At 41.3% G+C, this 26,662-nt stretch carries 33 protein-coding genes and 1 riboswitch; of the genes, 3 read left to right on the top strand and 30 right to left on the bottom strand.

The window, feature by feature from the left end; translation table 11 throughout:
- Nucleotide 1: 1 nt before the first annotated feature.
- The 11 genes from ES896_RS20070 to ES896_RS06710 all read right to left on the bottom strand — a co-directional run bounded on the left by ES896_RS20070 (nt 2) and on the right by ES896_RS06710 (nt 4,062).
- Nucleotides 2–154 carry a hypothetical protein gene (locus ES896_RS20070; RefSeq protein ID WP_167764449.1) on the bottom strand — a complete coding sequence of 51 codons (153 nt, stop codon included), beginning with the start codon at nt 152–154 and terminating at the stop codon, nt 2–4.
- Nucleotides 144–404 (bottom strand): hypothetical protein, encoded by a 261-nt coding sequence (locus ES896_RS06740; RefSeq protein WP_135226598.1) that lies wholly within the window; start codon nt 402–404, stop codon nt 144–146. Before ES896_RS06740 ends, ES896_RS20070 begins: the two co-directional genes overlap by 11 nt.
- A 33-nt stretch (nt 405–437) precedes the next feature.
- Nucleotides 438–647, bottom strand: coding sequence for an XtrA/YqaO family protein (locus ES896_RS06735; protein ID WP_035701916.1), 210 nt, complete (start codon nt 645–647; stop codon nt 438–440).
- Nucleotides 648–717: 70 nt separating this feature from the next.
- Nucleotides 718–900, bottom strand: a complete 183-nt coding sequence (locus tag ES896_RS20065; protein WP_240688369.1) for a hypothetical protein — start codon at nt 898–900, stop codon at nt 718–720.
- Between the two features lie 6 nt (nt 901–906).
- Nucleotides 907–1,041: a BH0509 family protein gene (locus ES896_RS06730; protein WP_017358224.1), complete on the bottom strand. Its 135-nt coding sequence runs from the start codon at nt 1,039–1,041 to the stop codon at nt 907–909.
- Nucleotides 1,042–1,149: 108 nt separating this feature from the next.
- Nucleotides 1,150–1,680, bottom strand: a complete 531-nt coding sequence (locus tag ES896_RS06725) for a hypothetical protein (RefSeq protein WP_135226597.1) — start codon at nt 1,678–1,680, stop codon at nt 1,150–1,152.
- Nucleotides 1,677–1,832, bottom strand: coding sequence for a DUF6906 family protein (locus ES896_RS20060; protein ID WP_167764448.1), 156 nt, complete (start codon nt 1,830–1,832; stop codon nt 1,677–1,679). The genes ES896_RS06725 and ES896_RS20060 overlap by 4 nt, the downstream gene beginning before the upstream one ends.
- A 73-nt stretch (nt 1,833–1,905) precedes the next feature.
- A complete protein-coding gene (locus tag ES896_RS06720) occupies nt 1,906–2,772 on the bottom strand; it encodes an AAA family ATPase (protein WP_240688368.1) in 867 nt (288 codons plus the stop codon).
- A complete protein-coding gene (locus ES896_RS06715) occupies nt 2,711–3,565 on the bottom strand; it encodes a conserved phage C-terminal domain-containing protein (RefSeq protein ID WP_135226596.1) in 855 nt (284 codons plus the stop codon). The genes ES896_RS06720 and ES896_RS06715 overlap by 62 nt, the downstream gene beginning before the upstream one ends.
- A gap of 59 nt (nt 3,566–3,624) precedes the next feature.
- On the bottom strand, nt 3,625–3,777 hold the full coding sequence (locus tag ES896_RS20055) for a hypothetical protein (protein ID WP_167764447.1): 153 nt from the start codon (nt 3,775–3,777) through the stop codon (nt 3,625–3,627).
- Between the two features lie 81 nt (nt 3,778–3,858).
- Complete coding sequence (locus ES896_RS06710) at nt 3,859–4,062, bottom strand: helix-turn-helix domain-containing protein (RefSeq protein WP_135226595.1); 204 nt, start codon at nt 4,060–4,062, stop codon at nt 3,859–3,861.
- 169 nt (nt 4,063–4,231) lie between these two features.
- Between ES896_RS06710 and ES896_RS06705 the strand changes: the two genes are divergently transcribed.
- Nucleotides 4,232–4,660 (top strand): helix-turn-helix domain-containing protein, encoded by a 429-nt coding sequence (locus ES896_RS06705; RefSeq protein WP_135226594.1) that lies wholly within the window; start codon nt 4,232–4,234, stop codon nt 4,658–4,660.
- 224 nt (nt 4,661–4,884) lie between these two features.
- Here the strand turns inward: ES896_RS06705 and ES896_RS20390 are convergent, their stop codons facing one another.
- From ES896_RS20390 to ES896_RS06685, 5 genes are all read right to left on the bottom strand, one after another.
- The gene (locus tag ES896_RS20390; RefSeq protein WP_017358233.1) at nt 4,885–5,019 is read right to left on the bottom strand and encodes a hypothetical protein; all 135 of its coding nucleotides are present in this window, start codon (nt 5,017–5,019) and stop codon (nt 4,885–4,887) included.
- Nucleotides 5,020–5,038: 19 nt separating this feature from the next.
- Complete coding sequence (locus ES896_RS06700; protein WP_135226593.1) at nt 5,039–6,145, bottom strand: AimR family lysis-lysogeny pheromone receptor; 1,107 nt, start codon at nt 6,143–6,145, stop codon at nt 5,039–5,041.
- 141 nt (nt 6,146–6,286) lie between these two features.
- Nucleotides 6,287–6,499, bottom strand: a complete 213-nt coding sequence (locus ES896_RS06695) for a helix-turn-helix domain-containing protein (protein WP_073206862.1) — start codon at nt 6,497–6,499, stop codon at nt 6,287–6,289.
- A gap of 206 nt (nt 6,500–6,705) precedes the next feature.
- Nucleotides 6,706–8,022 carry a CitMHS family transporter gene (locus ES896_RS06690; protein ID WP_017358236.1) on the bottom strand — a complete coding sequence of 439 codons (1,317 nt, stop codon included), beginning with the start codon at nt 8,020–8,022 and terminating at the stop codon, nt 6,706–6,708.
- Between the two features lie 155 nt (nt 8,023–8,177).
- Nucleotides 8,178–9,038: a LysR family transcriptional regulator gene (locus tag ES896_RS06685; RefSeq protein ID WP_007501609.1), complete on the bottom strand. Its 861-nt coding sequence runs from the start codon at nt 9,036–9,038 to the stop codon at nt 8,178–8,180.
- A 135-nt stretch (nt 9,039–9,173) separates the two neighbouring features.
- Between ES896_RS06685 and ES896_RS06680 the strand changes: the two genes are divergently transcribed.
- Nucleotides 9,174–10,304, top strand: coding sequence for a 2-methylaconitate cis-trans isomerase PrpF family protein (locus tag ES896_RS06680; RefSeq protein WP_135226592.1), 1,131 nt, complete (start codon nt 9,174–9,176; stop codon nt 10,302–10,304).
- Between the two features lie 142 nt (nt 10,305–10,446).
- On the opposite strand, the gene ES896_RS06675 is transcribed toward ES896_RS06680, so the two are convergent.
- The 5 genes from ES896_RS06675 to ES896_RS06655 all read right to left on the bottom strand — a co-directional run bounded on the left by ES896_RS06675 (nt 10,447) and on the right by ES896_RS06655 (nt 14,990).
- Nucleotides 10,447–11,163, bottom strand: a complete 717-nt coding sequence (locus ES896_RS06675) for a biotin--[acetyl-CoA-carboxylase] ligase (RefSeq protein ID WP_135226591.1) — start codon at nt 11,161–11,163, stop codon at nt 10,447–10,449.
- Nucleotides 11,164–11,235: 72 nt separating this feature from the next.
- A complete protein-coding gene (locus tag ES896_RS06670) occupies nt 11,236–11,694 on the bottom strand; it encodes an acyl-CoA thioesterase (protein WP_007501614.1) in 459 nt (152 codons plus the stop codon).
- A 123-nt stretch (nt 11,695–11,817) separates the two neighbouring features.
- A complete protein-coding gene (sdhB, locus tag ES896_RS06665) occupies nt 11,818–12,582 on the bottom strand; it encodes a succinate dehydrogenase iron-sulfur subunit (protein WP_017358239.1) in 765 nt (254 codons plus the stop codon).
- Between the two features lies 1 nt (nt 12,583).
- Nucleotides 12,584–14,344 (bottom strand): succinate dehydrogenase flavoprotein subunit, encoded by a 1,761-nt coding sequence (gene sdhA / locus ES896_RS06660; protein ID WP_008345971.1) that lies wholly within the window; start codon nt 14,342–14,344, stop codon nt 12,584–12,586.
- Nucleotides 14,345–14,381: 37 nt separating this feature from the next.
- Nucleotides 14,382–14,990: a succinate dehydrogenase cytochrome b558 subunit gene (locus tag ES896_RS06655; protein ID WP_007501622.1), complete on the bottom strand. Its 609-nt coding sequence runs from the start codon at nt 14,988–14,990 to the stop codon at nt 14,382–14,384.
- A gap of 283 nt (nt 14,991–15,273) precedes the next feature.
- Between ES896_RS06655 and ES896_RS06650 the strand changes: the two genes are divergently transcribed.
- Complete coding sequence (locus tag ES896_RS06650; RefSeq protein WP_008345974.1) at nt 15,274–15,717, top strand: YslB family protein; 444 nt, start codon at nt 15,274–15,276, stop codon at nt 15,715–15,717.
- Between the two features lie 168 nt (nt 15,718–15,885).
- Here ES896_RS06650 and ES896_RS06645 read toward each other — a convergent pair whose 3' ends face one another.
- The 9 genes from ES896_RS06645 to ES896_RS06605 all read right to left on the bottom strand — a co-directional run bounded on the left by ES896_RS06645 (nt 15,886) and on the right by ES896_RS06605 (nt 26,619).
- Nucleotides 15,886–17,121 carry an aspartate kinase gene (locus ES896_RS06645; protein WP_135226590.1) on the bottom strand — a complete coding sequence of 412 codons (1,236 nt, stop codon included), beginning with the start codon at nt 17,119–17,121 and terminating at the stop codon, nt 15,886–15,888.
- 131 nt (nt 17,122–17,252) lie between these two features.
- Nucleotides 17,253–17,430: riboswitch (Lysine riboswitch) on the bottom strand.
- 61 nt (nt 17,431–17,491) lie between these two features.
- Nucleotides 17,492–19,264: an excinuclease ABC subunit UvrC gene (gene uvrC / locus ES896_RS06640; RefSeq protein WP_135226589.1), complete on the bottom strand. Its 1,773-nt coding sequence runs from the start codon at nt 19,262–19,264 to the stop codon at nt 17,492–17,494.
- A 139-nt stretch (nt 19,265–19,403) separates the two neighbouring features.
- Nucleotides 19,404–19,718 carry a thioredoxin gene (trxA, locus tag ES896_RS06635; protein ID WP_007501629.1) on the bottom strand — a complete coding sequence of 105 codons (315 nt, stop codon included), beginning with the start codon at nt 19,716–19,718 and terminating at the stop codon, nt 19,404–19,406.
- Nucleotides 19,719–19,964: 246 nt separating this feature from the next.
- Nucleotides 19,965–21,443 (bottom strand): alpha-N-arabinofuranosidase, encoded by a 1,479-nt coding sequence (locus ES896_RS06630; protein ID WP_135226588.1) that lies wholly within the window; start codon nt 21,441–21,443, stop codon nt 19,965–19,967.
- Nucleotides 21,444–21,518: 75 nt separating this feature from the next.
- Nucleotides 21,519–22,496 carry an electron transfer flavoprotein subunit alpha/FixB family protein gene (locus ES896_RS06625; protein WP_017358243.1) on the bottom strand — a complete coding sequence of 326 codons (978 nt, stop codon included), beginning with the start codon at nt 22,494–22,496 and terminating at the stop codon, nt 21,519–21,521.
- A 44-nt stretch (nt 22,497–22,540) separates the two neighbouring features.
- Nucleotides 22,541–23,314: an electron transfer flavoprotein subunit beta/FixA family protein gene (locus ES896_RS06620; protein WP_035391188.1), complete on the bottom strand. Its 774-nt coding sequence runs from the start codon at nt 23,312–23,314 to the stop codon at nt 22,541–22,543.
- Between the two features lie 31 nt (nt 23,315–23,345).
- Nucleotides 23,346–24,125: an enoyl-CoA hydratase gene (locus tag ES896_RS06615; RefSeq protein ID WP_017358245.1), complete on the bottom strand. Its 780-nt coding sequence runs from the start codon at nt 24,123–24,125 to the stop codon at nt 23,346–23,348.
- A 25-nt stretch (nt 24,126–24,150) separates the two neighbouring features.
- Nucleotides 24,151–24,735 (bottom strand): TetR/AcrR family transcriptional regulator, encoded by a 585-nt coding sequence (locus ES896_RS06610; RefSeq protein WP_017358246.1) that lies wholly within the window; start codon nt 24,733–24,735, stop codon nt 24,151–24,153.
- Between the two features lie 174 nt (nt 24,736–24,909).
- Nucleotides 24,910–26,619 (bottom strand): AMP-binding protein, encoded by a 1,710-nt coding sequence (locus tag ES896_RS06605; RefSeq protein ID WP_017358247.1) that lies wholly within the window; start codon nt 26,617–26,619, stop codon nt 24,910–24,912.
- Nucleotides 26,620–26,662 lie beyond the last annotated feature (43 nt).

Raw genomic sequence — 26,662 nt, 5'->3', positions numbered from 1 at the left:
TTTATTCTTGTAAAAAGGTGGTGAATTCAATGGCTAAAAATAAATCTGAAAATCTTTTAATTACTTTTCTAGCCTCAGTTTGTATCACGATGATTGCAATTAAAGTAATTCCAACACTAGCAGGGAAATAAATCCCTGCTTCTTCATTGTCCAAGTCCTCCCATCAACCCTGCGACAGCAATAATCCCCATGAAAGCCAGCAGAGTGAAGATGACAGGTCCGTTTGACTCGCGCTTTGCCATGACGACGTTCCCTTCAATGATCAAGTCAGGGCAACTATCAGCAAGCACCGCTACAAAAAATTTTGGTACGCCTAGATGAGCAGCTGCATCATCAATCGTCATCGCTTTGTTTTTGCAGGCTTTGACCGCCTGTGAAAGCTCGATATGTTTAGGTAAATTCATGGTATTTCCTCCCCCGCAGGGGATGAACCCCTGCTATCGTTTAGTTTTATAACTGAAATCAAATCTAACTCGGTCAAAACTTCCTTTAATCGTTTCAATGATTGTGTGACCGTGTTCGGGAGCCTCTATGTAATGCGCTGTGTTGTTGATCCCGTCCAGCACGATCACTTGTACCTTGCCTTGTTCAACTAATGTTGTGAAAGGCTCGTTTTTTGTTAATGAGATAGTCTGCGGTCTATTCACAATCTTCACTCCAATGTGATATAATTAAGGTTCCTAAGCTTAATTACTCACATTTAACTGATGTGAATTCTTACCGCTGAGACTCGACGGATTGATCTGTGCGCTGCCAACGCCAGTCTTTACGTTTGAGTCTCTTTTTATATGGTTTTGGTGGGTGCTGCTGCCTATATGCTTCTAGTTCATCCTCTGACATAACCCACGCTTTCACTGGACCTGCTTTGTATGGATTCACTACAGTTTCCAATATGCTCACCTCCTTTTATTCATCACGTTGCGGAACGTTAAGATTATAGATTCTTTCGAGTTCTTCGTCTGATAAGCCCTCACAATAATCTCGCCCAACGTTCGTGAGGCTCAACCATTCGATCATTAAAGCTCTATCATCACTGGTCATTACTTGATGCCTCCCCTCTGTTTGAGGTGGCGCACAGCTGCTGCCTTGATCCGTTTCGAACAATCTTCATATCTCGCGATGACTTCGAGTTGTCTTGCCGTTGCTTTCTCAAATGGCAACAGGATGCTTTTTCTTTTCATGCTGCTTGTACTCCTTTCCTAGCGCGCCGCCTTTACGTGGTTCGATCTTGCCTAACTCGGCTTGATCTATAATCAGCAGCAGAATTTCATCGACATTGCGGGCCAGACGGTTTGCAATGTGTCTGATCGGCTCATGGTTCTGCCACATTTCTCTAAATAAAATGATGTCTTTTTCATCCCATATGAAGTCGCTGGACGGGCAGGCGTAGTAAACGGGTTGATCTTCAAACAACTTGCGTAATTCTCGCTTCTTCGCCATCATGACGCTCTTTTTGATGTACATAGGATCATTTGCGCCGACACCGTTCGGACGCTCTTTGATCTTTCCTCGTTTGCTAAAATCAATCATCAGCATTAACACTTCTTCTTCTGGCCTGCGAAACAGCTCGGCCATTTCACTCAAAGACCTGCCTTCGTACCAGTAATCCAAAAATCGTTTAAGGCCAACAATCGTCCATTCAAAATTGAAATCTTCTAATATGATTCTAGTAGCGCTCACTTTGCAATTTCCTTTCTTCGCCCAACCTCTTTATGCACAATATGCATGGATGCTGCCAGATTCTTTTCCACGTACCAGTAACGAGGGTTCAACCCATTCACTACTAGGATTTTTCTTTCGGAACGTGTTGGTTTTCTGCCGCCTTTTTTCATATTCAGCGTGCCTCCTTTGATCTATTAAACTATCAACCTTCTCAGATGTGATTTTGCTCATGTTTTACACCCCCTAGAACGGCAATACTTCTTTACGCTTGTCCGATGTGTCTTTAAAAATGATGTATTGCTGCTTTTGGGTGATGCGTGATACTAGCTTGCTGTCATACATTTGATACAGCTTTTCGCTAGTGAGGTTTGTTGTATAAATCGTCACTTTACCCTGCCGAGCAGATGTTACTTTATAGATGAGACGATGAATGAAATCACTGGCTTTACTATCCGAATGTTCTGACCCTGTTTCTGCACCGATGTCATCTATCACGAGATAATCGGCTTCCCCCATCAACTGAGTCACATACGCTTCTGTGTACTTGCTCTCTTTGTTGCTGAATGAATCTTTAATTGCCGTAGCAGCATCTTCCATATTGATAAACAAGCAGGATCGACCTTTGTCTTTAGGATTGTCGGGATCAGGAGGCACATTAAGTTCTTTAAGTGCTGCATATGCAAGGTGACTCTTCCCCACTCCCGGATGGCCCTGCAAAAATATGTTGAACACTTCACCTTGTTGCAAGTGTTTAACAAGATTAATCATTCGTTTTTTATTCTTGGTCTCTTCTGGCTCAGCAACATTGTAATTTTCAAATGTTGCTTGTGAGACAGTTCGATCCCTAAACATACTGCGTTTTTCCAACGTGTTAAATTTTTTCTGCCGCTGGCTATATTCAATTTGACTTTCTAAGTCTTTTTGCAATTTCTTTGAATCTTCTTCCAGCTCACATCGAGGGCAAATAACTTTCCCATTCATCACCATCATTCGGACAGGTTTTACAATATCTTCACTACCACGAGTGTATGTGTGCTTGTTGCAGTATTCAGAATGGAAGGTCATTTTGTTGGTTATGTCTTCGGCTGCCACCGCCTTTATGCTGTGCACGCTTTATCACCTCATCACTGTTGTTTAAGTAACCTTCGAATTTTGTTCCGAAAAGCGTTTCGGGACGAAGGAATTTACTCATGTCAGGGTTATCACGCCATTCAAAACATTTTGCTAAGATGACCTTTTTAAAATCATCGAACCTGAATCCCTCGTTCCATCTTGCTTTTATTAGTTGCTGTGTCTTTGGTGTTGTGTGACGATAATTTTTCTCAGACATTTGATTTAGAAGATCCGTTATGAGTTTGAAAGGAATAGCTGATTCTGATTCATCAGCAGTCGGGTTTCCCGACAATATATCTTTTTTTTCTTTTTCTTTTTCTTTTTCTTTTTCTTTTTGTCCGCTTGTCGTTGACGTATCGTGCAACGTATCGTCGGCGTATCGTTCAAACACTTCTCTAATGCTGGTATTCTCGATTTTTGGATAAAGTACATTCATGAGAGATTTATCTTTAACCTCTCTCAATTCTTTAGTGACACAGTCTAATATTGGCTTTCCACCTTTATTCAAGTTGTATTTAGGCCAATTCTTTATTGCCATTTCCCTTGTGTCATTGTTGTAAAGTATCAGTTTGTGGTGATTTACGAAGCGATCCATCAAGCTATTGACCGACTCAATCGAGTACCCTAAATCAAAAGCCATTTGTTTCTTGGTAATTGGGTATATTCCTATTTGAGTGGTGTTTGGGTTTGTAATAAGATACAAATAAAAGTATCTGTCTTCTGGTGTCAGTTCTTCCGTGACTTTTGGATCTTGCCAAAAAGTCGTGTGAACATGTCTATATTTAGCCATGTTTTAATCACCTCTTTTTGTGTTTAGCTTGTCCTTTAAAAAAAGGTGAAACAAAAGTTTCAAGCCTCATTAGTTTTTTTGTTCTTTTCTTTTTTTACCGGTGTGTAATAAGGTGCCACAGCCTCAGTAAAAAGTTTTTCTCTGTCTTCTTCCCCAAAGAAAACTTCCCCAACGAACAGGTTGCTTTTTCTCTTTTTCTTGTTCTTAGCCATAAAGATCACCTCGAAACATAATATGCAATGTGGACGGAGGGACTACCCTTTGAATTTTGCTTACTACAGGAAGCACTCAGTTTAAAAAAAATAAGCTGGTGGCAAATTTAGTTTTTCGCTTAATTTAACTAAAGAAGAGTGAGACGGGTTAGCTTTTCCTTTTTCTAACTTGCAAATATAAGAACTAGAAAACCCTGTAACCAAGCCGAATTGACGTTGAGTTTCATTTCTTTCTGACCTTATTTTTTTGATTTTTTCTGCAAAAGAAACAGTTTCGCGGTCCATTGTTTTCACCTCCAAACGCTTCCTTTAGGAAGCACAAGTAAAATATACCATCCTTCTACTTTAAGTGCAACCATAAATTTCATAAATGTTTCTTATAGGAATCTTAAACATGATATAATTAAAGTTGTTGTTACTAATCAGTAGCGTTAAATCGAGGTGACTTTATTTTATGGATAACAAGAAAAATGAGTTAATCGGAATAAACTTAAAAAGACTAAGAGAAGAACAAAAGCCAAAGCTGTCTATCAGAAAACTTGCTGATGAAGTTGGTTTAAGTAACGGCTACTTATCAAAACTTGAAACGGGAAAAATTAAAAAACCTTCTTTGGAAGCTTTGACAAAACTCGCAGATTTTTTCAATGTTGATCCCACTTACTTTGTAACGGATTCGAGGGACATTGAAAAAATGGGTAAAGAAGCTGAGAAAGTAGTTTTCGCGAAAGAACTAACTCTTGAGAATATCAAAAATGCAAACATTATAGATGCAGATGGCAAACAAATAACAGAAGATGAACGTAATTTCATGTTAGATGCCCTTAAAAATTACAGAGCTTCTAAGGCTAAATTTTTAGAAGACGATTCACCTGAAGAGGATTGATTTTGATCTTCTTTTTTTGTTGCTTCTAAGATTTCCATTAATTCTTCATATTTTATAGCCATTTCTCTTCCCTCCAAGGAACATTTGTTCTGTTTATATTTTAATCCATATTAGAAATATTTAGAATAATTTCCTGTTTTCGTTTTTTTTGAAAACAGGAAACTTCCCCAGAAAACACGAAAGACGATACCTGATTATGGTAGCGTCTTTTTAACATCTTATATTTACATTCCCGGTCTTACATCTTTTGTTTCATATATTGTTTCTGGGTTGTTAGTGATAAGTGAGTGAATTTCTGAAACAACTATTGTTGCTCCTAGTGTAACTGTTAAAACAATTACATTGAAACGTTTAGTCATGTATAGCACCCCCTAACTCTTAGAGTGTATACCTAAATCCAATTCTATTCAATTCATTTTTTGGGAAACTTGCCCTGAAATAATCTTTGCTTTTTGAAAAATAATGATGTGATAATAGCAATTTTTCTGATGAAGATTCTTTTATTCCATCAAAAAGAAGCGCATATTTATGATATCTCTCATCTTTATAATATTTGCTTAAATCTCCATCATGTTTTAATAACATGGTAAATTCACTCACTTCTGCAAATTCATCATTAATTCTTTTATTCCAGTATTTTTGAAGAAAAGCAATTTCTTCTTTATTCTCAACTATTTCGGCCTGTCTATCAGGAAATTTTGAATAAAGGTCAATACATTTAAGATAATAAGATATTGAGTGTTCATAGGATTCCAGAAAATAAGATAGACCTAAAATATGATAAGCAGTTATATTGTGAGCCGTACTGAAATTTCTATCCAAAATTCTGTTAGCTATTTTTCTTGATTGGATTAATTCTGTTTTTTGCTTTAGGTAAATGTTAACCTGAATTTCATCTAATCTAGCACCGTATGCCATTTTTAGAAACGGGTCACTAACCTGAAACAACAAGTCATTTATTTGATCAATAGTATAAATGGTTAAATCATAAAGACCATTCAAGTAATAGTAATAAACTTGTAAGACCTTCACCATGATTTCAGTTTCCAAAAATGTTGTTTTAAAATTTCTCAAGTTATCTAAAAAAGCATTCCTTTCAAATTTAAATCTCGACTCAATCATTAGTGAATATAAAGAACATAACTCTTGAGTTTTGGGATTCCTTTTGCTTTTATACTCTCGTGCAATAACACTTGTATAATCGTACAACTGTTTGGAATAACAATATTCCAAAGCAGCAGGAATATTTTTAGAACTAATGCCTTCTTTAAAATAATTCAAAATAAGTTCAATTTCGTTCGCTTTGTCAATGTGATTAATGATCTTATGAACAATCCAGAACGAGACATCCTTGCCATTTAAAAATTTACTTAAATAACTACTGCTTATACCAAGTTTTGCTGCAACTTGTTTTTGACTTTCTTTAGACATTTCAATTGAGTTTCTTAAATGTGTCCGTAAGTCTTTCGCGATTGTACTTGTCATATATGATCACCTTACCATTGTTAAATTTATCATGAAGTACAAAAAAATGTTGTCGGAAATTGTCGCAGAAGTATGAATTTTTGCTCTAATACACAAGTAATTACTTCTTATGATTCAATTATAATCCTTTTGTGTAACTTATTAACATATGACTTTTGGAGTTATTTTGTTTATTCGAGGAATTAATTTGTAAAAGGTATGCTTAGCATTCGAAATATGATTTCGAACAGTCTTTTCGCTAATAAAAAGCTCGCTTGCAATTTCTTTTGTTGTTTTATCTTGGACGAGCAATTCGAATACTTCTCTTTCTCTTTTGGTTAATAGCGGCTTGGATTGAAACTCTTTCTCCTTCAAGTATTGTAACCCTCCTTGCTAAGGTGAGAGCTCTAGTCTCTATAGAATGGGATTCTGTATAGTCGAGATATCATATGCCGGGTACTTGAGGTAGGTGACGTTAAAATCGAGAATTCCCGCAGATGAGCGTCCAATTTCCTCCCCTTCAATTCGCACAAAAAAGGACGAGTCCCCTATAGAGACATCGTCCTTGATCAAACAAGCTGTTAAAATATCGAAATGGCTCCTGTTAAAAGAGCAATAAGTGTTGTAAACAGGGCTGTGAGTACGGTCCATAGCAGTGCGTACTTTTGCAAATCACCAATATCTTTATTCAGCATACTCACAAGCAGTAATGTTGAAGCGACAAGCGGACTCAGCAAATGGACAGGCTGTCCGATAATAGAGGCGCGCGCAATTTCTACTGGATCAATTCCGTAAGCTGCGCCGGCTTCAGCTAAGATTGGCAGCACCCCGAAATAATACGCATCATTTGAAAGAACAAATGTAAATGGCATACTCGTCAAAGCGACAATGAGTGGAAAAAATGAGCTGTATGAATCTGGAATCATGTAAATGACCAAGTTAGCAATGGACTCCACCATTTTTGTTCCCGAAAAAATGCCTGTGAAAATTCCTGCTGCAAACACAAGGGTAATGACCGTTAAGGCATTTCCTGCATGCGATAAAATCCGCTCACGCTGATCTTCAACTTTTGGATAGTTGATCATAAGCGCAATGACAAAGCCAATGAGAAAGAGTACAGGAATCGGTACGATATCCAATACAAGTGTTACCATGACAGCAATCGTCAGGAAGAAGTTAACCCAAATCAAGTTTGGTCTCTTCATATCTGCAACGCCATCTTCAATTGATGCCGCCAATTCAGGAGAGATCGAGACCTCTTCTTTATACTGAATCTCGGCAACCCCAATGCGCTTCCGTTCTTTTTTTCCAAGAACATACGCTGTAAAAAGGATAAAAAGACCGCCCCCTATCATCGTCGGGAGTAATGGAATGAAGAATTCCGCTGCATCTAAACCAAGTGCAGCAATCGCACGAGTAGCTGGACCGCCCCAAGGCGTCATTCCACTCATAATGCCTAGTGATAATAATGAAATCGTCCCTAAAATCAGTGGGTTCATCCCAATTCTTAAGAAAAGTGGCAGCATAGCTGATACGGTAATCATGTACGTTGTCGTTCCATCACCATCTAATGCAACAAGCATAGACAAAATCGCTACCCCAAAAGCAATTTTGACCGGATCGCCTTTCACAAGGCGTAAAATCAGTTTGATCAACGGGTCAAACAATCCAGCATCCAGCATGACACCGAAGAATAAGATGGCAAATAACAATAAAGCAGCCGATGGTGCAACGGTCTTGAGTCCATCAAGCATCATGTCCCCTAATCCGCTGTAAAATCCACCGATTAATGCAAAGATGATTGGCACAACGGTTAGAGCCACCACCGGATGCATACGTTTTGTCATAATAAGAAATGTAAAAGTCACGACCATCAAGATCCCTAAAATAGCTAGCACTTCATATCCCTCCATCCTCTTCTGTACACGATCCACAAGCGCCCCTTTTGCACTTGCGGCCCGAAATGTTAGCGCTTTCTATTTCAAGGATATAATAGCTTTTTTTATAATGAAAATATCGATTTTTTCGCCTATTCAATAAATTTTTTTTATAATTAGCCTTGCTGACTTCTTAAAAACTCAATGAATGCTTTCACAACAGACAAATGAAGGGAATCCGGCTGGTACATGAGCCATGTATCTCTTAAAACAGGCTGTCCATCTTTATACGAAAGACCTTTTACAAATAGCTCATCACTTGGTCTGAGGCAAATTTCCGGGACAATGGCATAACCTAAACCATGCTTCACCATCTCTTTTGATGTATCTTGCCTGTCTGTCTCCATTGTCACAAGCGGAGGCATCGTGAACGTCTCCTGCCACCATCTGTTAATCAATCGTTTTAATGAACTATCCGTGTGATAGTCAATGAGCGGCAGTTTCGGAAGGTCCTTTAGCTGTATTTCTGATTTTGAAATGATACAAAGGCGTTCTTTATCAAGCAAAAATCGCTCTCCATTCCAGTCGTAATCTCCTCTTAAAATCCCTAAATGTACACTTGATGTCCCTAATAAATCCATGACTTTTGTGCTCCATCCTGTGTTCACCATAAATTGAACATGTGGATACTGCTTAGAAAACTCTCTTAAAATTTCCGGCAGTTTATATTGAGCAAAGTTACTCGACACCCCTAACCTGATCGTTCCTTTGACCTTTTTTTGCATATTGAGCATGCCATCTTTCGTTTGCTGGAGCTGCTTGAGCATGTCATTTGCGTATTTAGCCAAGTATTCGCCCTCTGATGTAAATTCAATGCCTCGCTTTCTTTTAAAGAAAAGCTTCATGTCAAATTCCTCTTCAAGCTGTTTCAATCGATAACTTAAGGCAGGCTGCGATACAAATAATTTTTCTGCCGCTTTTGTGATGTTCTTCTCTTCATATAGCACCTTTAAAAACCGCCAATCTTTCTCATCCATTGTGTGCCCTCCTTTTGACCTTGTTATAAAAATATTTTATCAGTTTCTCTTAAAATAATGTATTTAACTTATTTCTTATTATACTTTACCATTTTGATTAGATAAATAGTAACTAAACAATTGAGGGTGAGAGCAATGAGAAAAGTTCCAATCACAATCATGCGAGGCGGTACAAGCAAAGGGGTCTTCATTCAAGCAAATGATGCACCTTACGAACACGATGAGCTCGAAGCATTTCTATTAGACATTATGGGCAGCCCTGACCGGCTGCAAGTTGATGGAATCGGGGGCGGTAATTCTTTAACAAGTAAGGTGGCCATTATCGATAAAGCCACTCGTCCAGATGTGGATGTGAACTATACGTTTGCACAAGTCAGCATCAATGAAAGATTTGTCGACTTTAAAGGAAACTGTGGGAATATCTCATCAGCAGTTGGACCGTATGCCATCATTAAAGGACTTGTCCAAGCAGTTGAACCTGTCACAACGGTACGTATTCTGAATACCAACACGAATAAAATCATTGTGGCAGAGGTAGAAGTCGAGAACGGAGAAGTAAAATTTGAAGGACAGGCAGAAATTCCAGGAGTGAAAGGAACAGGTTCTCCCATTTATTTATCCTTTGAGAAACCTGAAGGCGCTGTCACAGGTAAAACCTTTCCGACTGGAAACAAAATGGATACGATCCAGACAAAGTTTGGAGAAATTCCGATCTCAATCGTTGACATTGCAAATCCAATCGCCTTTGTCCGTGCCAAAGATATTCAATTAAAAGGAACTGAATTGCCTGAGGAGTTTACAGACGAATTGCTGGATGATTTAGAAGAGATTCGTTCCATCGCTGCTGAAATGTGTCACTTCGCACCAAAAGAACTGGCCACATTACAGTCTCCAGCTGTTCCTAAGCTTGCAATTATTAGCGAGCCTGCTGATTATGTAGATACAAATGGAATATTGAGAAGAGCAGCAGATATGGACATCATCGTTCGGATGCTATCGATGCAAAGACCGCACCAAGCACTTGCCATTACCGGATCTGTCTGTGTGTCAGCCAGCTGTTTCATGGATCAAACGCTTCCGGCACAGCTGTTTCAAGGTCAAGATGATACACTTCGAATTGGTCATCCTGCTGGTATTATGCAAACTGAAATTGATATCTCACAAAACAGAGTGAAAGTCATTCGAACCGCAAGAGAAATTCTAGATGGAGTGGTCTTTACAAAACAAGACTACATGGTTCAACCTCAAATAAAAAGAGAAGCATAAATGAGACGTCATCTTGTCGACAAAGAGCTAAAATGAACTGATTTTAGCTCTTTGTCTTTTTTTCAGTGTGAAGATCTTAAAGCAATCCGTTCTAACATCGAATGCAACGGTTTGTCTACACACTCATCGAACGAGAAATTGTCTACTTGGGCGGTGCATCAATATCTCCTGCTGAATGGGCTTTTATATGTCCTTGATCATCTTTTAACTGAATATGACCATATCGGTTCACACCACAGCAAATCCCTTCCTGCCATGTTTGCTTTTCACGATCTAATGAAATACGAAGCGGTTGATTTAGCCGATATAATCGTTTGTTATAAAGGGCAGTGAGGGCTTCAAATCCTTCCATTTGCCAGCGTGCATGGTATTTTTCAAAGGCCGCTGCCAAATCTTTCACTAGCTGGTCCGCTTTCACCTCAGTCAGTTCTGATAGGCAAACGGTTTTATACGGAACGCGCTCCGGCTTTGTCTCTACATTGATGCCCACACCGATGTAAATGGCGCTCCGGTCTGCTTCAATTAATGTGCCAGATACTTTCGCTTCATTAATCAATAGATCATTTGGCCATTTGATTGCCAGTTGATCCTCTGCTCTCATGAGTGGTTTGAGTACATCATAAATGGCGAGTGCCGTCAGCGGGGCAATCGTTGATTGGGTGGAGATATCTACTGGCGGTTTTACTGTCATCGTGACAGCTACATTCCCTGTAGGCGTTTCCCACGGTCTGCCAAGCCTGCCTCTCCCTGCTGTCTGCTGCCGGGCATATACGGCAAAAGAAGGGGTTTCTCCTTGCTGAATAAGCCTTTTCGCTTCATTATTTGTACTATCAATGGTGTCGTATTGAAAAATCTTCATGTGCTCTCCTTTTGTTTCTTCTTCATTATGATTCTTTTATTATAACAAAATGAAACATGTGACCGTGATTCTTTAATGTCGCTGGGCCTGAAAAGTCTCTTTTTCCTCTTCTGTAAACGGTACAGGGGCACCGGTGTCTTTACTTATTTGCACCATCGTGACTGAGCCTGTAAAACACGGTTCTTGCTGTTCATTTTCTCCTAAATAATGAAGGATGAGAGAGCTTGACCCAACCTTTTCTGGCTTTACATACACACGCAGCCTCTCACCGATTTCCACTTGCTTGATGTAATCACATTGAAGGTTTGCCACGACCGTAATCGTCTCACGCGCACGCTTCATTCGTTTATCTACAATTCCCGTTTTTTGAAAGAAGGCAATCCGCGCCTCTTCAAAATACACAAATGGGGTGACATTGTTCATGTGACCAAACATATCCGTTTCTGAAAAACGGACGGTTGTTTCCACATAAAATCGAAACGATGCCCTCCACTCTTCAAACGGTTCTTCAATATATGACGGCAGCCTCATTTGATCCACTCCTTATTCGCAAACAAAACGCCTCTCCCGTATTGGAAGAGGCGTTTGTTATGTTATTGCATCCAGCCTCTTGTAAACACTCATCATGATTGGCAAGGAGGACTGAATGTGATGTTATTCTGCGTGATCGCTTCCGAAGAAATTACGGAAAGCTTGTAATGTTGTATCTCGGTTAAGTGCTGCAATTGATGTTGTGAGCGGGATTCCTTTCGGACAAGCCTGCACACAGTTTTGAGAGTTCCCGCAGTTTGCAAGACCGCCATCACCCATAATTTCTTCTAAACGGTCAGACTTATTCATTGCACCTGTCGGATGTGCGTTAAATAGACGAACTTGTGAAAGCGGTGCAGGGCCCATAAAGGAAGACTTATCATTCACGTTTGGACAAGCTTCAAGGCAGACACCACATGTCATACACTTTGAAAGCTCATACGCCCATTGACGCTTTTTCTCAGGCATTCTTGGTCCAGGTCCAAGATCATATGTGCCATCGATTGGCACCCATGCTTTGACTTTTTTCAATGAATTGAACATACGACTTCGATCAACCTGCAAGTCTCTCACAACCGGGAAAGTTTTCATCGGCTGAAGACGGATCGGCTGATCTAACTGATCAATCAGTGCTGTACATGACTGGCGAGGCTTTCCATTAATGACCATGGAACAAGCGCCACATACTTCTTCAAGACAGTTCATGTCCCAGTTGATCGCCGTTGTTTTTTCACCTTTTTTATTGACCGGGTTACGTCTGATTTCCATGAGTGCGGAAATGACGTTCATATTCGGACGGTAAGGGATTTCGAATTCCTCATCATAAGGCTTGCCATCTGCTGTATCTTGACGTGTGATAATAAATTGAATCGTATTTTTTTCACTCATCTTATTTCTCCACCTTTTTCTTCGAGTAATCTCGTTTACGAGGTGCAATTAACGATACATCGACGTCCTCATAGTGGAATGCAGGTTTTTGGTTTTTCCCTTTGAACGTAGCCATCGTTGTTTTTAGGAATTCTTCATCGTTTCTTTCTGGGAATTCCGGTTTATAGTGTGCGCCTCGGCTTTCATTCCGGTTGTAAGCCCCAATCGTAATGACACGTGCCAGCTGAAGCATGTTGTCAAGCTGACGCGTGAAGGCAGCGCCTTGGTTGCTCCATGAAGCTGTATCGTTGATGTTAATATGCTTATAGCGCTCCATCAGTTCTTCAATCTTCTGATCTGTTTTTAAGAGCTTCTCGTTGTAACGAACCACTGTCACGTTGTCCGTCATCCATTCTCCAAGCTCTTTATGAAGCACATATGCATTTTCTGTGCCATCCATGCTAAGGATGTTGTCCCATTTCTCCTGCTCTTTCTTCACGGCACTGTCGAATGTTGCAGATGATAAATCTTCTGCAGACTTTTCAAGACCGCTAATGTATTTCACAGCATTTGGTCCTGCAACCATTCCGCCGTAAATCGCAGAAAGCAATGAGTTTGCACCAAGTCTGTTTCCGCCGTGCATAGAGTAATCACATTCTCCTGCAGCAAACAAGCCTTTGATATTCGTCATTTGATCATAATCAACCCATAATCCGCCCATTGAATAATGAACAGCCGGGAAAATTTTCATCGGAAGCTTACGCGGGTCATCACCCATGAATTTTTCATAGATTTCAATGATTCCACCAAGCTTAATATCAAGCTCTTTTGGATCTTTGTGAGAAAGGTCTAGATACACCATGTTCTCTCCGTTGATGCCAAGCTTTTGCTCCACACATACGTCGAAAATTTCACGCGTTGCAATGTCACGCGGTACAAGGTTTCCGTATGCTGGGTACTTTTCTTCTAGGAAGTACCAAGGTTTTCCGTCTTTATATGTCCAAACACGTCCACCTTCACCACGAGCTGATTCACTCATGAGACGCAGCTTGTCATCTCCTGGGATCGCTGTTGGGTGAATTTGAATGAATTCTCCATTAGCATAATGAGCACCTTGCTGATAAACGATCGATGCAGCTGATCCGGTATTAATCATGGAGTTCGTTGATTTACCGAATACGATACCAGGACCGCCTGTTGCCATGATGACAGCATCTGAACGGAAGGATTCGATTTCCATTGTCGTCAAGTTCTGTGCGACAATGCCTCGGCATACTTCCTCGTCATCTAAGACAGCGCCAAGGAATTCCCAGCCTTCATATTTCGTCACAAGCCCTGCTACTTCATAGCGGCGAACCTGCTCATCTAGTGCATATAATAACTGCTGACCTGTTGTCGCACCAGCAAATGCTGTACGGTGGTGCTGTGTTCCCCCGAAACGGCGGAAGTCCAGTAATCCTTCTGGTGTTCTGTTAAACATTACACCCATACGATCAAGTAAGTGGATAATGGACGGCGCTGCTTCACACATTGCCTTTACTGGCGGCTGGTTAGCTAAAAAGTCTCCGCCATATACCGTGTCATCAAAATGCTCATAAGGTGAATCTCCTTCACCTTTTGTATTGACCGCTCCGTTAATTCCGCCCTGTGCACAAACAGAATGCGAACGTTTCACAGGTACGATTGAAAATAGTTTAACAGCTGTTCCCGCTTCTGCTGCTTTGATAGTTGCCATGAGACCAGCTAAGCCGCCTCCGACAACGATGATGCTAGAATTACTCATTGTAGCCCCTCTCCCTCTTCTACTAATCTATTTCCTCTTAAACAAAAGCGAAAATTGCTCTTAGCCCTACATATGAAAGCGCTATAAATATACCTAATGTCACATATGTGGAGATTCTTTGTGAGCGTGGTGAAACTGTAATTCCCCAGCTGACAGCAAATGACCACAAGCCATTAGCAAAGTGGAAAATAGTAGATAAAACGCCGACAATATAGAAACCTAGCATAAATGGAGAGCTTAAAATATTCGCCATCATGTCATAGTTTACTTCAGCCCCAAGCTGCGCTTGAATGCGTGTTTCCCATACGTGCCAAGTGACAAAAATCAATGTGATGATACCTGTAATCCGTTGCAGTCTGAACAACCAGTTTCTTAAGTAACTGAAGCGAGACGTGTTGTTTTGTGCCGTAAAGGCTATGTACACCCCATAAACAGCATGATAGATCAGTGGTAAGAAAATCACGAACAGCTCAAGTGCATATCTGAATGGAAGCTGTTCCATAAAGTGTGCAGCTTTGTTAAACGCCTCTGGTCCATTCGTCGCAAAGTGGTTAATCACTAAGTGCTGTACTAAAAATAGACCGACCGGAATGACGCCAAGCAAAGAATGCAATCTCCGATAAAAAAATTCTTTGTTCCCCGACATTACTTTACCCCCTAGTAAAAAAAGTGCAATTGCTTGAAAATTGTCTTACCCCCGCTTCTTTCAATTGTAAGCACTTTATTCAAATTTATTGACAATTTCATTTTACTCCTATGTCAAAAAAGCGTCAAGAAACCGCGTACATAAATTAAAATTTTCCGAAATTTAAAAGTTTTAAATCAAAATTCGTTTTACTACAATAAGAATTTCTTAGACTTCAGGGAAAACTCTGTCATCATATGCCCACATAAGCTATAATAAATTGTTGAAAGAGGGGAGCCATACAATGAATAAATTCGAATCTAACTTAGAACAGCTAAAAGAAATTGAAGTCAATGGATTTGCCTACGAGCTGATACGCGAAGTTCTGCTGCCTGACATTCTTGGTCAGGATCATTCATCTATGATGTATTTTGCGGGTAAACTGCTTGCTCGTAAATTTCCTCAAGAGTCATGGGAAAAGATCCCCGAATTTTTCCATGATGCCGGATGGGGAACTCTCACGATGGTCCATTCTAAAAAACAGGAAATTGAGTTTGAGCTCGAAGGTCCACTTGTATCGAATCGACTCAGCTATCAAAAGGAGCCATGCTTTCAAATGGAAGCAGGTTTTATCGCTGAACAGATTCAGCTTCTCAATGAGCACGTGGCTGAATCCTATGAACAAGTAAAAAAGCGTGCTGATAAAGTCATTTTAACCGTTAAATGGGATTTAAGAGACCCTAGCTAACACTGCTTATGAAAGGCGAGGACTTCGTGTCACGCCTTTTTTATATGCCCTTCTATCATAGCACAGTTGGCGTACCGGTTTACGCATGTTTTTCTTTCTTCATATGCTGATGATTTCCAATATAAAAAAGAGGTGTATCTTTTTACGGAATACACCTCTTTTGAAGATTTAAGAATGAGCAGCGGCGCTCACCTTTGATAATTCAAACGCATCATGAAGGGCTTCTACCGCTTTCACCATATCTTCACGATCAACGACTGTTGAGACTTTGATCTCAGACGTACTGACCATTTTCACTTGAATGTCTTTTTGAGCTAACACAGCGAACATTTCAGCCGCAACGCCTGGGTTTGAGACCATACCAGAGCCAACGATAGATACTTTGGCTAATTTGCTTTCTGTCTCAATCTGCTCATAACCAAGCGCACCTTTGTATTCTTCTAATACTTCAACTGTTTTAGACAAATCATCCGTTTTCACAGAGAAAGAGATGGAGGTCTGATTGGTGTTTGTGACAGACTGAATAATGATATCGACATTGATATTTTGCTTCGCAAGTGTCGTAAAAATCGTCGATAGCGTTGTTAAACCGCTTGAAAGGCCGCATACCGTCACGCGTGTCATCTGATCTTCAAATGCAATGCCTCTTACAACTAAATTTTGTTCCATGGATGATTCCTCCTCAATTAACGTACCCGATTCATTTTCAATACTAGAACGGACTTCTAGTGGGATTTGATAATTTTTCGCAAATTCGACCGCTCTCGGATGCAGCACACCTGCTCCTAAATTGGCTAACTCAAGCATTTCATCGTATGAAATTCCTGCAAGTTTTCGCGCAGACGGTACATAACGAGGATCTGTTGTAAACACACCTGGTACGTCCGTATAAATATCACATTTGTCCGCTTTGAGTGCCGCAGCTAGTGCCACTGCTGTCGTATCTGATCCACCACGCCCAAGTGTTGTAATATGTAGATCATCCGCAATTCCTTGGAAACCTGCTACAACGACGACTTTTCCCGCACTCAGTTCTTCTTTGATTCTTGCTTCATCGATGTCCACGATTCTTGCATTTCCGTGCACCTTCTCTGTTTTCACCCCAGCTTGCCAGCCTGTAAAGGAAATGGCATCATAACCTTTTGCTTGGAGCGCCATCGCTAATAATGAAATGGTCACCTGCTCACCAGTTGTCAGTAGCATATCCATTTCTCTTTTGCTTGGATCATCTGTGAGTTCTTTCGCTAGGTCTACTAGAACATCCGTTGATTTGCCCATCGCAGACACAACCACGACCACATCATTTCCTGCCTCGCGTTCAGCGATGACTCTCTCTGCGGCATTGCGAATTTTTTCTGTCGATCCAACAGATGTTCCACCAAATTTTTGTACAATTAGTCCCATGTCTACCACCCTTTTTCAAAAGATCACGTGTGAGAGAAGAGGCTGCGGAGACTGCTCTCTGCACTGCAAATAAAAAAGCAATGAGAGAACAAATCTCCCATTGCTTTAAAATCATCATCAAACGATGCAAACAATGAGATAGCCCTCCAAGAAATACATTCTTGACAGCCCTACATTTCTTCAATGTACAGCCAGCGAATAAAATGAGTGGATTTTATTCACTTCGGCGACGCTCCCCTTTCAGCCCTCTTCCTAGATCCCCTCGATCTCTGAAGGCTTACTCTTGAAGTTCGCACCTCTATCTTCAACAAACAACACGTTCATTTATTAAATTAGTCACATCTTAACAGACTTTTGGAAAAAGTACAATCTATTTTTTTAATGCCTCCATTAAAAGTTCAGCCGTTTGTTTCGGAATACCAGCGTCCTGAAAATCCTGGATAGAGGCTTCTTTCATCTTTTTCACAGAGCCAAAATGTTTCAGCAACTGCTTTTTGCGCTTTTCCCCGATACCTGGGACATCGTCTAGAATAGACTGGAATGCATTCTTCCCGCGCAGCTGCCGGTGAAAACTAATCGCAAATCGGTGCACTTCATCTTGAATACGCTGCAATAAATAAAAGGCCTGACTATTCCGTTCGAGCGCAACAATTTCAAGCGTATCACCCATCATAAGATTCGATGTCCTGTGTTTTTCATCTTTCACTAGACCTGCCACAGGAACAGACAGATTTAATTCATTTTCGAGCACATCTATGGCTGCGTTGATCTGTCCTTTTCCTCCATCGATTAAAATCAAGTCAGGAAGCGGCAGTTCATCCTTTAACACCCGGGTATACCGCCTTCTAATGACTTCACGCATGGAAGCATAATCATCGGGCCCCTCAACGGTTTTAATTTTGTATTTTCGGTACTCTTTTTTATACGGCTTCCCGTCTTGGAAGACAACCATAGCGGATACGGGGTCTGCTCCTTGGATATTGGAGTTATCAAACGCCTCAATCCGGTATGGCATATAAATATTGAGTGCATCGCCAAGCTGCTCCACTGCACCAATTGTCCGTTCTTCATCACGCTCTATAAGCGAGAACTTTTCTTTGAGAGCAATTTTGGCGTTTTGGTGGGCAAGTAAAAGCAAATCCTTTTTCTTTCCTTTTTTCGGCTGATGAACATTCGTTTCAAGCAATTGCTCAATCAACTCTTGATCAACGCTGTCCGGCACCAAAATTTCTTTCGGCAGAAAATGGTTGTTCTTTTCATAAAACTGCCCCATAAACGTGAGAAATTCTTCCTCAGGGTCTTGATACATCGGAAATAGGCTGACATCACGTTCGATTAATTTCCCCTGTCTGATGAAGAAGACTTGGACACACATCCAGCCCTTATCATAAGCATAGGCAAACACATCACGATCGGATAAGTCACTCATCGTCATCTTTTGCTTTTCCATCGTTGAGTCAATGTATGCGATTTGATCTCTCAGTTCTTTTGCCCGCTCAAATTCTAATTGTTCGGCCGCTTCTTGCATCTTCTCTGTTAATTCTTTCTTGATTTGCTGATGTCCTCCGTTTAGAAATCTTGTGATTTCGTCGACGAGCTGTTTATTCGTTTCTTCAGAAATGTCATACACACACGGAGCAAGACATTGTCCAAGATGATAATAAAGGCAGACTCGGTCAGGGAGTGTCGCACATTTTCTAAGTGGATATAAACGGTCGAGCAGCTTTTTCGTTTCTCTTGCTGCTTGTACGTTCGGATATGGACCGAAGTATTTCCCTTTATCCTTTTTCACATTGCGGGTGACAACCAGCTTAGGATGACGTTCATTCGTAATTTTAATAAAAGGGTACGTTTTGTCATCCTTGAGCATGACATTGTATTTCGGGTCATATTTTTTGATTAAATTCAGCTCTAAAATAAGTGCCTCAATATTTGAAGAGGTGACAATGTATTCAAAGTCTTCGATTTCACTGACAAGCCGCTGCGTTTTGGCATCATGAGATCCTGTAAAATAAGAGCGGACCCTATTTTTTAATACCTTTGCCTTTCCCACATAAATGATTGTATTTTGTCTATCTTTCATTAAGTAACAGCCTGGTTGATCAGGTAAGACTGACAGCTTTTCTTTGATCAATTTGTTCATATTTTCATCCGTCCTTGTTTTCCTCTTTCACTCCTTCTAGTGTATCACGAACATTTGTTTTATACCACGATGAAAGAAAAGCGGCTCTCGACTATACGAGAACCGCTTTTGAGATCATGCCACGTGGGCATAGATCGGTTTATAGATGTTTGTTTACAAGCTCAGCTAGTGCTTCTTTTGGTTTGAAACCAACAGACGTTTCGACGACTTCACCGTCTTTTAAAACAAGAAGTGTTGGGATACTCATAACGCCGTATTTACCAGCAGTTTCTTGGTTATCATCCACATCAATTTTTACAATTTTCATTTTATCGCCCATTTCTTGATCAAGTTCTTCAAGAACTGGAGCAATCATTTTACAAGGTCCGCACCATGGTGCCCAAAAGTCTGCAAGAACAACACCTTCTGCAGTTTCTTGTGAAAATGTTGCGTCAGTAGCTTTTACGATTGCCATTATTCATTCCTCCAATGTAAATTATGCTTTTTAGTATAGCATCTACCAATGTGACTTGCGAATGAAATGCTTACGAATCATTTTTTATGAAATGAATTAAAAAACAAACCGTATGATCGCACCAATAACAACAATCGCACCGATGATCATCAGAATGGTTCTAAGCATATGACATAACTCCCTTTCCGCTTCATTTACAATGTATGATGCCCCAACATTCTTCTCATCAAACATTGAAATATGCGATCAAGCCAGATCGACGGTCAACATGACAACCGACATAGGCGGCAGATCAATAGTCAGCTCGCCGTGCTTAACAGCAAATTGCCGAAAGTCCGCAGGCTGAACGGAATGAGGATCATCGAACGTGTTGTGCGCATTCATCCGATCAGCAGTCAGCACACGGCCAGTGACCTTCGTTTTTGCATCGATTCCCTCTATCGCAAGAGATACGTCTGCTTTTTCATGGGGATTCACATGACATAAACTAATATGCATCTTGTCAGATGACCGCGAGGCTGACACACTGACTTGAGGGATTTTTTCACCCCGGCGTTCATATGAAGGGGCATTCAATTCTACTTCAAGCGCTTCTTCTTCTTGATGCACTTGAAACATGTGAAATACGTGATAGGTAGGTGTCAGGAGCATCTTTTCGTCCTGCGTTAACACCATCGCTTGCAGCACATTGACGGTCTGGGCAATATTCGCCATATGAATCCGCTGGCAATGGCGATGAAAAATATGAAAATGCAAGGCACAGACTAGAGCATCTCTTAATGTGTTTTGCTGATACAAAAACCCTGGATTTGTCCCCGGTTCTGGATCATACCATGTCCCCCATTCATCAATAATCATCCCGATTCGCTTGTCTGGATCATAACGATCCATGATCTCTCCGTGATCTACAACAAGCCGCTCCATTTCAGACGCCTTTTTCAGCGTTGTAAACCACTCATCCTCATCAAAATCGGTCGCTGACCCTTTCTTCTCCCATGTTCCTGGGACCGTATAGTAATGCAAACTGAGCCCATCCATCCAAGGCGCTGCGCGCTCCATTAATACTTTTGTCCAATTCACATCATTTGAATTCGCACCGCATGCGATTTTGTAAATGCGCTGACCAGCGAATTCTCTCACATACGTTTGGTAGCGTTTATATAAGTCTGCATAATACTCTGGCGTCATATTTCCACCACATCCCCAGCTTTCATTACCTACACCAACATACGTCAGCTCCCACGGTTCTTGTTTTCCATTTTGAATGCGCCAATCCGACATAGGTGTCCCCTTAGGAAATGTGATATATTCAATCCATTCTGCTAATTCTTGCACAGAGCCGCTTCCAACGTTTCCACAAATATAAGGCTCACATTCAAGTAATTCACACAGTCTCATAAATTCATGTGTACCAAACGCATTTGATTCAACGGTGCCACCCCAATGAGTATTCACCATCGGCTTTCGTTCACTCAGATCACCTACACCATTTGCCCAGTGATACTCGTCTGCAAAACAGCCGCCCGGCCACCTCAGCACCGGGATATGTAAGGCTTGAAGCGCCTTTAGTACATCGGTACGAATCCCCTCAATATGGTCAATCGATGAGTCTTTCCCTACCCAAATGCCGTCATAAATTCCTCTTCCTAAATGCTCTTGAAAGTGTCCATAGATGTGTTTAGAAATGGTTCCAATCACTTCATTGACTTTTACTGTCCCATTCACTTATAAACCGCTCCTTTGTTTCGTGATAACATACAAAAAAACCCAGAATACCTAGGCATTCTGAGTGTATGAGCGTTAAGAATGGATATTCATCTTTTTTAACTCTTCATTTAAAAGCGGAACGACTTCGAATAAGTCACCAACTATTCCGTAATCAGCGATTTTGAAGATTTCAGCTTCTGGGTCTTTGTTGATCGCAACAATGACTTTACTGTTGGACATACCGGCTAAATGCTGAATAGCTCCTGAAATCCCGCAAGCAATGTAAAGGTCAGGTGTGACGACTTTACCGGTTTGACCAATTTGCAGGGCATAATCGCAGTAGTCAGCGTCACATGCACCACGCGAGGCACCGACTGCTGCGCCAAGCGTTTGGGCAAGTTCTTTCAGCGGTTCAAAGCCTTCTTTGCTCTTGACCCCCCTGCCTCCTGCGACAATAACCTTCGCTTCAGATAAATCTACACCTTCTGATGTTTTTTTAATGACTTCCTTCACGATTGTTCTTAGGTTTTGAATATCGACAGAAACTGGCGTCACTTCTCCGCTGCGTGACGCATCACGCTCCAGCGGTGCCACGTTGTTTGGACGGATAGTAGCCAAAAGCAGACGATCTGTTGAAATGACTTTTTCAAAAGCTTTTCCTGAATAAATCGGTCTAGTGAAAACAAGATGTTCACCGGTAACGCTTACATCTATTGCATCTGAAATTAAGCCAGTTTGCAGGCGTGCAGCTATTTTTGGTGACAAGTCTTTTCCGATCGATGTATGACCGAAGAGCACTGCATCAGGATTGACTTGATCTAATATTGCTTGAAGCGCCTGCGCAAAACCATCAGACGTATAATAAGAAAGATGCGGGTGCTCGACGATCATCACATGATCCGCTCCATAATAAAGCAGTTCATCCGCTTGATCTTTGACGTGATCCCCTATTAAAACGCCAATCACTTCACCGCCATCAGCCACCTCGTGAGCGGCAGCAATCGCTTCAAACGTCACATTTCTTAATTTACCGTCACGACTTTCTCCAAGTACAACAACTTTTTTACTCATCCTTTAAGCTCCCCCTTGTTCTCGTGATATCGTAAAGTGGATGTTTAGATGACTTTTGCTTCATTTCTTAGCAGGTCTGTCAGTTCCTTGACCTGATCCTGAAGCTCGCCGCTCAGCACCTTGCCACCCTCTTTTTTCTCCGGTAAGAAACGTTCAATTGTTTTGATTTTATATGGCACATCGTCTTCATCTAGATCTAGATCGTCTAATTCTAATTCTTCTAAAGGCTTTTTCTTTGCCTTCATGATGCCTGGTAACGATGGATAACGAGGCTCATTGAGACCTTGCTGCGCGGTGACCACTAGCGGGAGCTCGGCAGAAATCACTTCCACATCACCCTCTGCATCTCGCTCAATTGAAGCTGAGCCGCCGTCGATTTGAATACTTGTAATGGTTGTGACATATGGAAAGCCGAGTAATTCAGCAAGACGCGGGGCCACCTGTCCAGATCCGCCGTCAATCGCTACATTCCCTGCTAAGATCAAGGAAGCTTCTTTATCCTTGAAATAGTGATATAGAATCGTAGAAGCGGAAAACTGATCCCACTCCTCCAAATCATCTTCAACATTTAATAAAACGGCTTGATCGCAGCCCATTGCAAGTGCTGTTCTAAGCTGTTTCTCCGCATCTTCATTGCCAACTGTCACGACCGTTACTTCTCCCCCGTGCTCATCCCGAAGCTGAATCGCTTCTTCAATTGCGTACTCATCATAAGGATTAATAATGAACTCTGCCCCATCTTCTTGAATAGCACCAGACTGAATAGAGATTTTCTCTTCCGTGTCAAACGTACGCTTCATTAAAACAAAAATATTCATTCATTTCTCCCCCTTGTGTCGTACTAATCCCTTATTCCCCTTTAAAATTCGGTTTACGCTTTTCGATAAAAGCTTGGATGCCTTCTTTGGCATCATTCGACTGGAACACCTCAGCAAACTTTTTGGCTTCCAGCTTCATTCCGCCATCATATGAGTACACTTTTGTCGCATTCAATAACTCAAGCACATACTCAAGCGTTTTAGGGCTTTTCGCTGCAAATTTCGCCGCCAATGTTTTCGCTGTTTCCAGCGCTTCTTCCTCTGTTTCCGCAAGTTTTGAAACAAGTCCGCAGGCAAATGCTTCTTCTCCTGTAATCGGCTCAGCTGTTCCCATCATTTCAAGTGCTTTAGCTGATCCAACGTAGCGAGGCAGGCGCTGCGTTCCGCCGAATCCTGGGATAATACCGAGATTTAATTCCGGCAGTCCCAGCTTTGCATCTTTTGTTGCGATTCGAATATCACACGACATCGCCAGCTCAAGCCCGCCGCCTAATGCTGCCCCGTGAATGGAAGCAATCACCGGTTTTGGACATTGTTCAATTCGTTCAAACACTTGCTGTCCTCTGTCTGCAAGGCTGGCATAATCAGACTCTTCCTGCAAGGTCGTAAATTCTTTAATATCAGCACCTGCTGAGAAAAATCTACCTTCTCCATGAATGACAATAGCTCTCACTTCACTGTTTTGTTCAAGCTGATCAAACATGTCGTTGAGTTCAGTGAGAAGCTGAGAGGATAAGGCATTTGCAGGCGGGTGTTGAATCGTGATGAGTGCTGTCTGTTCGTCTTGGTGTAAGCTAAGTATTTTTTCCATGTCAATCATCCTTTTTCAATTGTCTTTAAGATTGATGTATTCCGTTTAAGAGAAGATCATGTACACTTTCTGCGAGTGCTGGCAGGTCATACTTTTGATCATTCATGACCCATGTTGTAGCGGTTTCATCAATCGTCCCAAATACCATTTGTCTCGCTAAGCGGACATCTAGATTTTGTCTAAATTCTCCTGTCTTCTTTCCCTCGGTTAAAATGGAGTCTAGCATATTTAAATACCCTTTCAGCACCTCATTGATTTTTTGGCGCAGTTCAAGGTTTGACTGCCTGAGTTCAAGCTGTGTCACAAGGGCCAAATGATGGTCTTGCGATAGCAGGCGAAAGTGTTCTCGAATGAGGAGAAGAAGCTTTTCTTTCGCAGACGGTTTCTTTTGAATATCTGTTTCCATCCGTTCGATGAATTGTCCCATTTTTTCTTTAAACAACGAGATCAGAATATCCTCTTTGTTTTTGAAATAGAGATAAATGGTTCCGTCTGCTACTCCTGCTTGTTTGGCAATCTTTGAAACTTGTGATTGATGGTAGCCGTTCTCTGCAATCACCACAACGGCTGCATCAATAATTTGCATGTACTTCGGTCTTTTCTGCTTCAATGTGCTTCGTCCCTTTCTAAATTGAATGAGCATTCATTCATAACTTTATGTTAAAAAGAAACGAGTGATTTGTCAAGTGATGTTCTTCTTTCTTTTCAACCTTTAGCATACCAGAGCAGACACGTACAATTCAAATCATCCGGCCGCTTGACCGGATGATGCTGGTTCATTCTCTCATTGATCGACTGGTTCTTCTGTTGAAGATGATTGCTTTCTTTTTTCTTCTTCAATTAACACTCTGCGCAAGATTTTCCCTACAGCCGTTTTAGGCAGTGATTCCTTAAATTCGTAGACACGCGGCACTTTAAATGAGGCAATTCTTGTTCTAACAAAACGATCCAGTTCATCCTCTGTTACATAGGCATCCTTTTTCGGGACAACAAAGGCTTTTACTGTTTCCCCTCTATACGGATCAGGAATACCCGCCACAACCACTTCTTGTACAAGCTCATGCTCATAAAGGGCTTCTTCAACCTCTCTTGGGTAAATATTATAGCCGCTCGCGATGATGACATCTTTTTTCCGGTCTACGATATAGAAAAAACCATCCTCATCCATATACCCAATGTCTCCTGTGAAAAACCAGCCGTCTCTTAACACTGCCGCTGTCTCATCCGGCTGATTCCAGTACCCTTTCATGATTTGAGGACCTTTGACGATAATCTCTCCGTGCTCATATGGCGCTTTGAGTCCACCCGTTTCTTCACAATAAATACCGGCATCTGTATTCGGCCAAGGGCACCCGATACTTCCTATTTTGTTCGCTCCCCATAAGAAATTGGCATGAGTGACAGGAGAAGTTTCTGAAAGTCCATATCCCTCCACCAGCCTTCCTCCTGTTAGTTTTTCAAAACTCTGTTTGACTTCAACAGGAAGAGCGGCCGATCCGCTTAAGCATGCGGTGATGGATGATAGGTCATACTTTTCAATATTCGGATGATGAAGCAGGGCAATATACATCGTTGGTGCTCCTGGGAACAGCGTCGGTTTCTGTTTTTCAATGGTCTTCAAGGCATCCGCTGCATCAAAACGCGGAAGAAGAATCATTTGATGACCTTCTTTGACTGCAAGGTTTAGCACGGTCGTCATGCCGTATACATGAAAGAACGGAATGATTCCAAGAATCCGCTCTTTTCCGCGGTTCGTTTTATACATCCAGGATGTACACATTTCTGTATTGGCTACTATATTTTCGTGTGTGAGCATAACCCCTTTTGGTAAACCGGTCGTTCCGCCTGTATATTGCAAAACTGCGACATCCTCTTTCGGTTGAAAGGATATTTGCGGAATCCGTTCTCCTGACGATTCTTTCATGATCTGTGAGAAATGATGAATGGTCTCACTCTTCTCCACTTGGATGACCATGTTGTTTTTCCTTCGCTGGACAATCGGAAACAATATGTTTTTCGGAAATGGCAAGTAATCTTGTAATTTCGTGACGATCAAATGTTCCATACTTGTCAGCGCTTTCATTTTATAGACCTTTGGATACAGTAGATCGAGAGTGATCAGCACCTTAGAGCCACTGTCCTCCATTTGATATTCCAGTTCTTTCTCCGTATAAAGCGGATTGGTTTGAACGACAATGCCGCCTGCTATTAAAACCGCATAATAAGAAATCACCGATTGCGGGCAGTTTGGCAGCATAATCGCTACTCTGTCGCCTTTTTTGACACCGATGTCAATCAAGTGACTGGCTAATTTCAGTGCATCTTCTTGTAACTGCTGGTAGGTGATGTTTTTTCCTAAAAAATGAATGGCTGTATGCTCAGGTGCTGCCTCTGCGGAGCTGAATAAGTAAGATTGCAACGTTTCATTTGGGATGGTGAGTTCGTGGGGAATTTGATTCGGGTAATGCAGAAGCCAACGTTTATCTGACTGCATAAAAACCCTCCTTCCTGAACTTTCGTACTATTTTATTATAGCA

The organism is Bacillus sp. 005/A4HT-01/001, from assembly GCF_004634445.1.
GTDB lineage: Bacteria > Bacillota > Bacilli > Bacillales > Bacillaceae > Bacillus > Bacillus altitudinis.
This window is presented reverse-complemented; position numbering and strand designations above follow the sequence as displayed.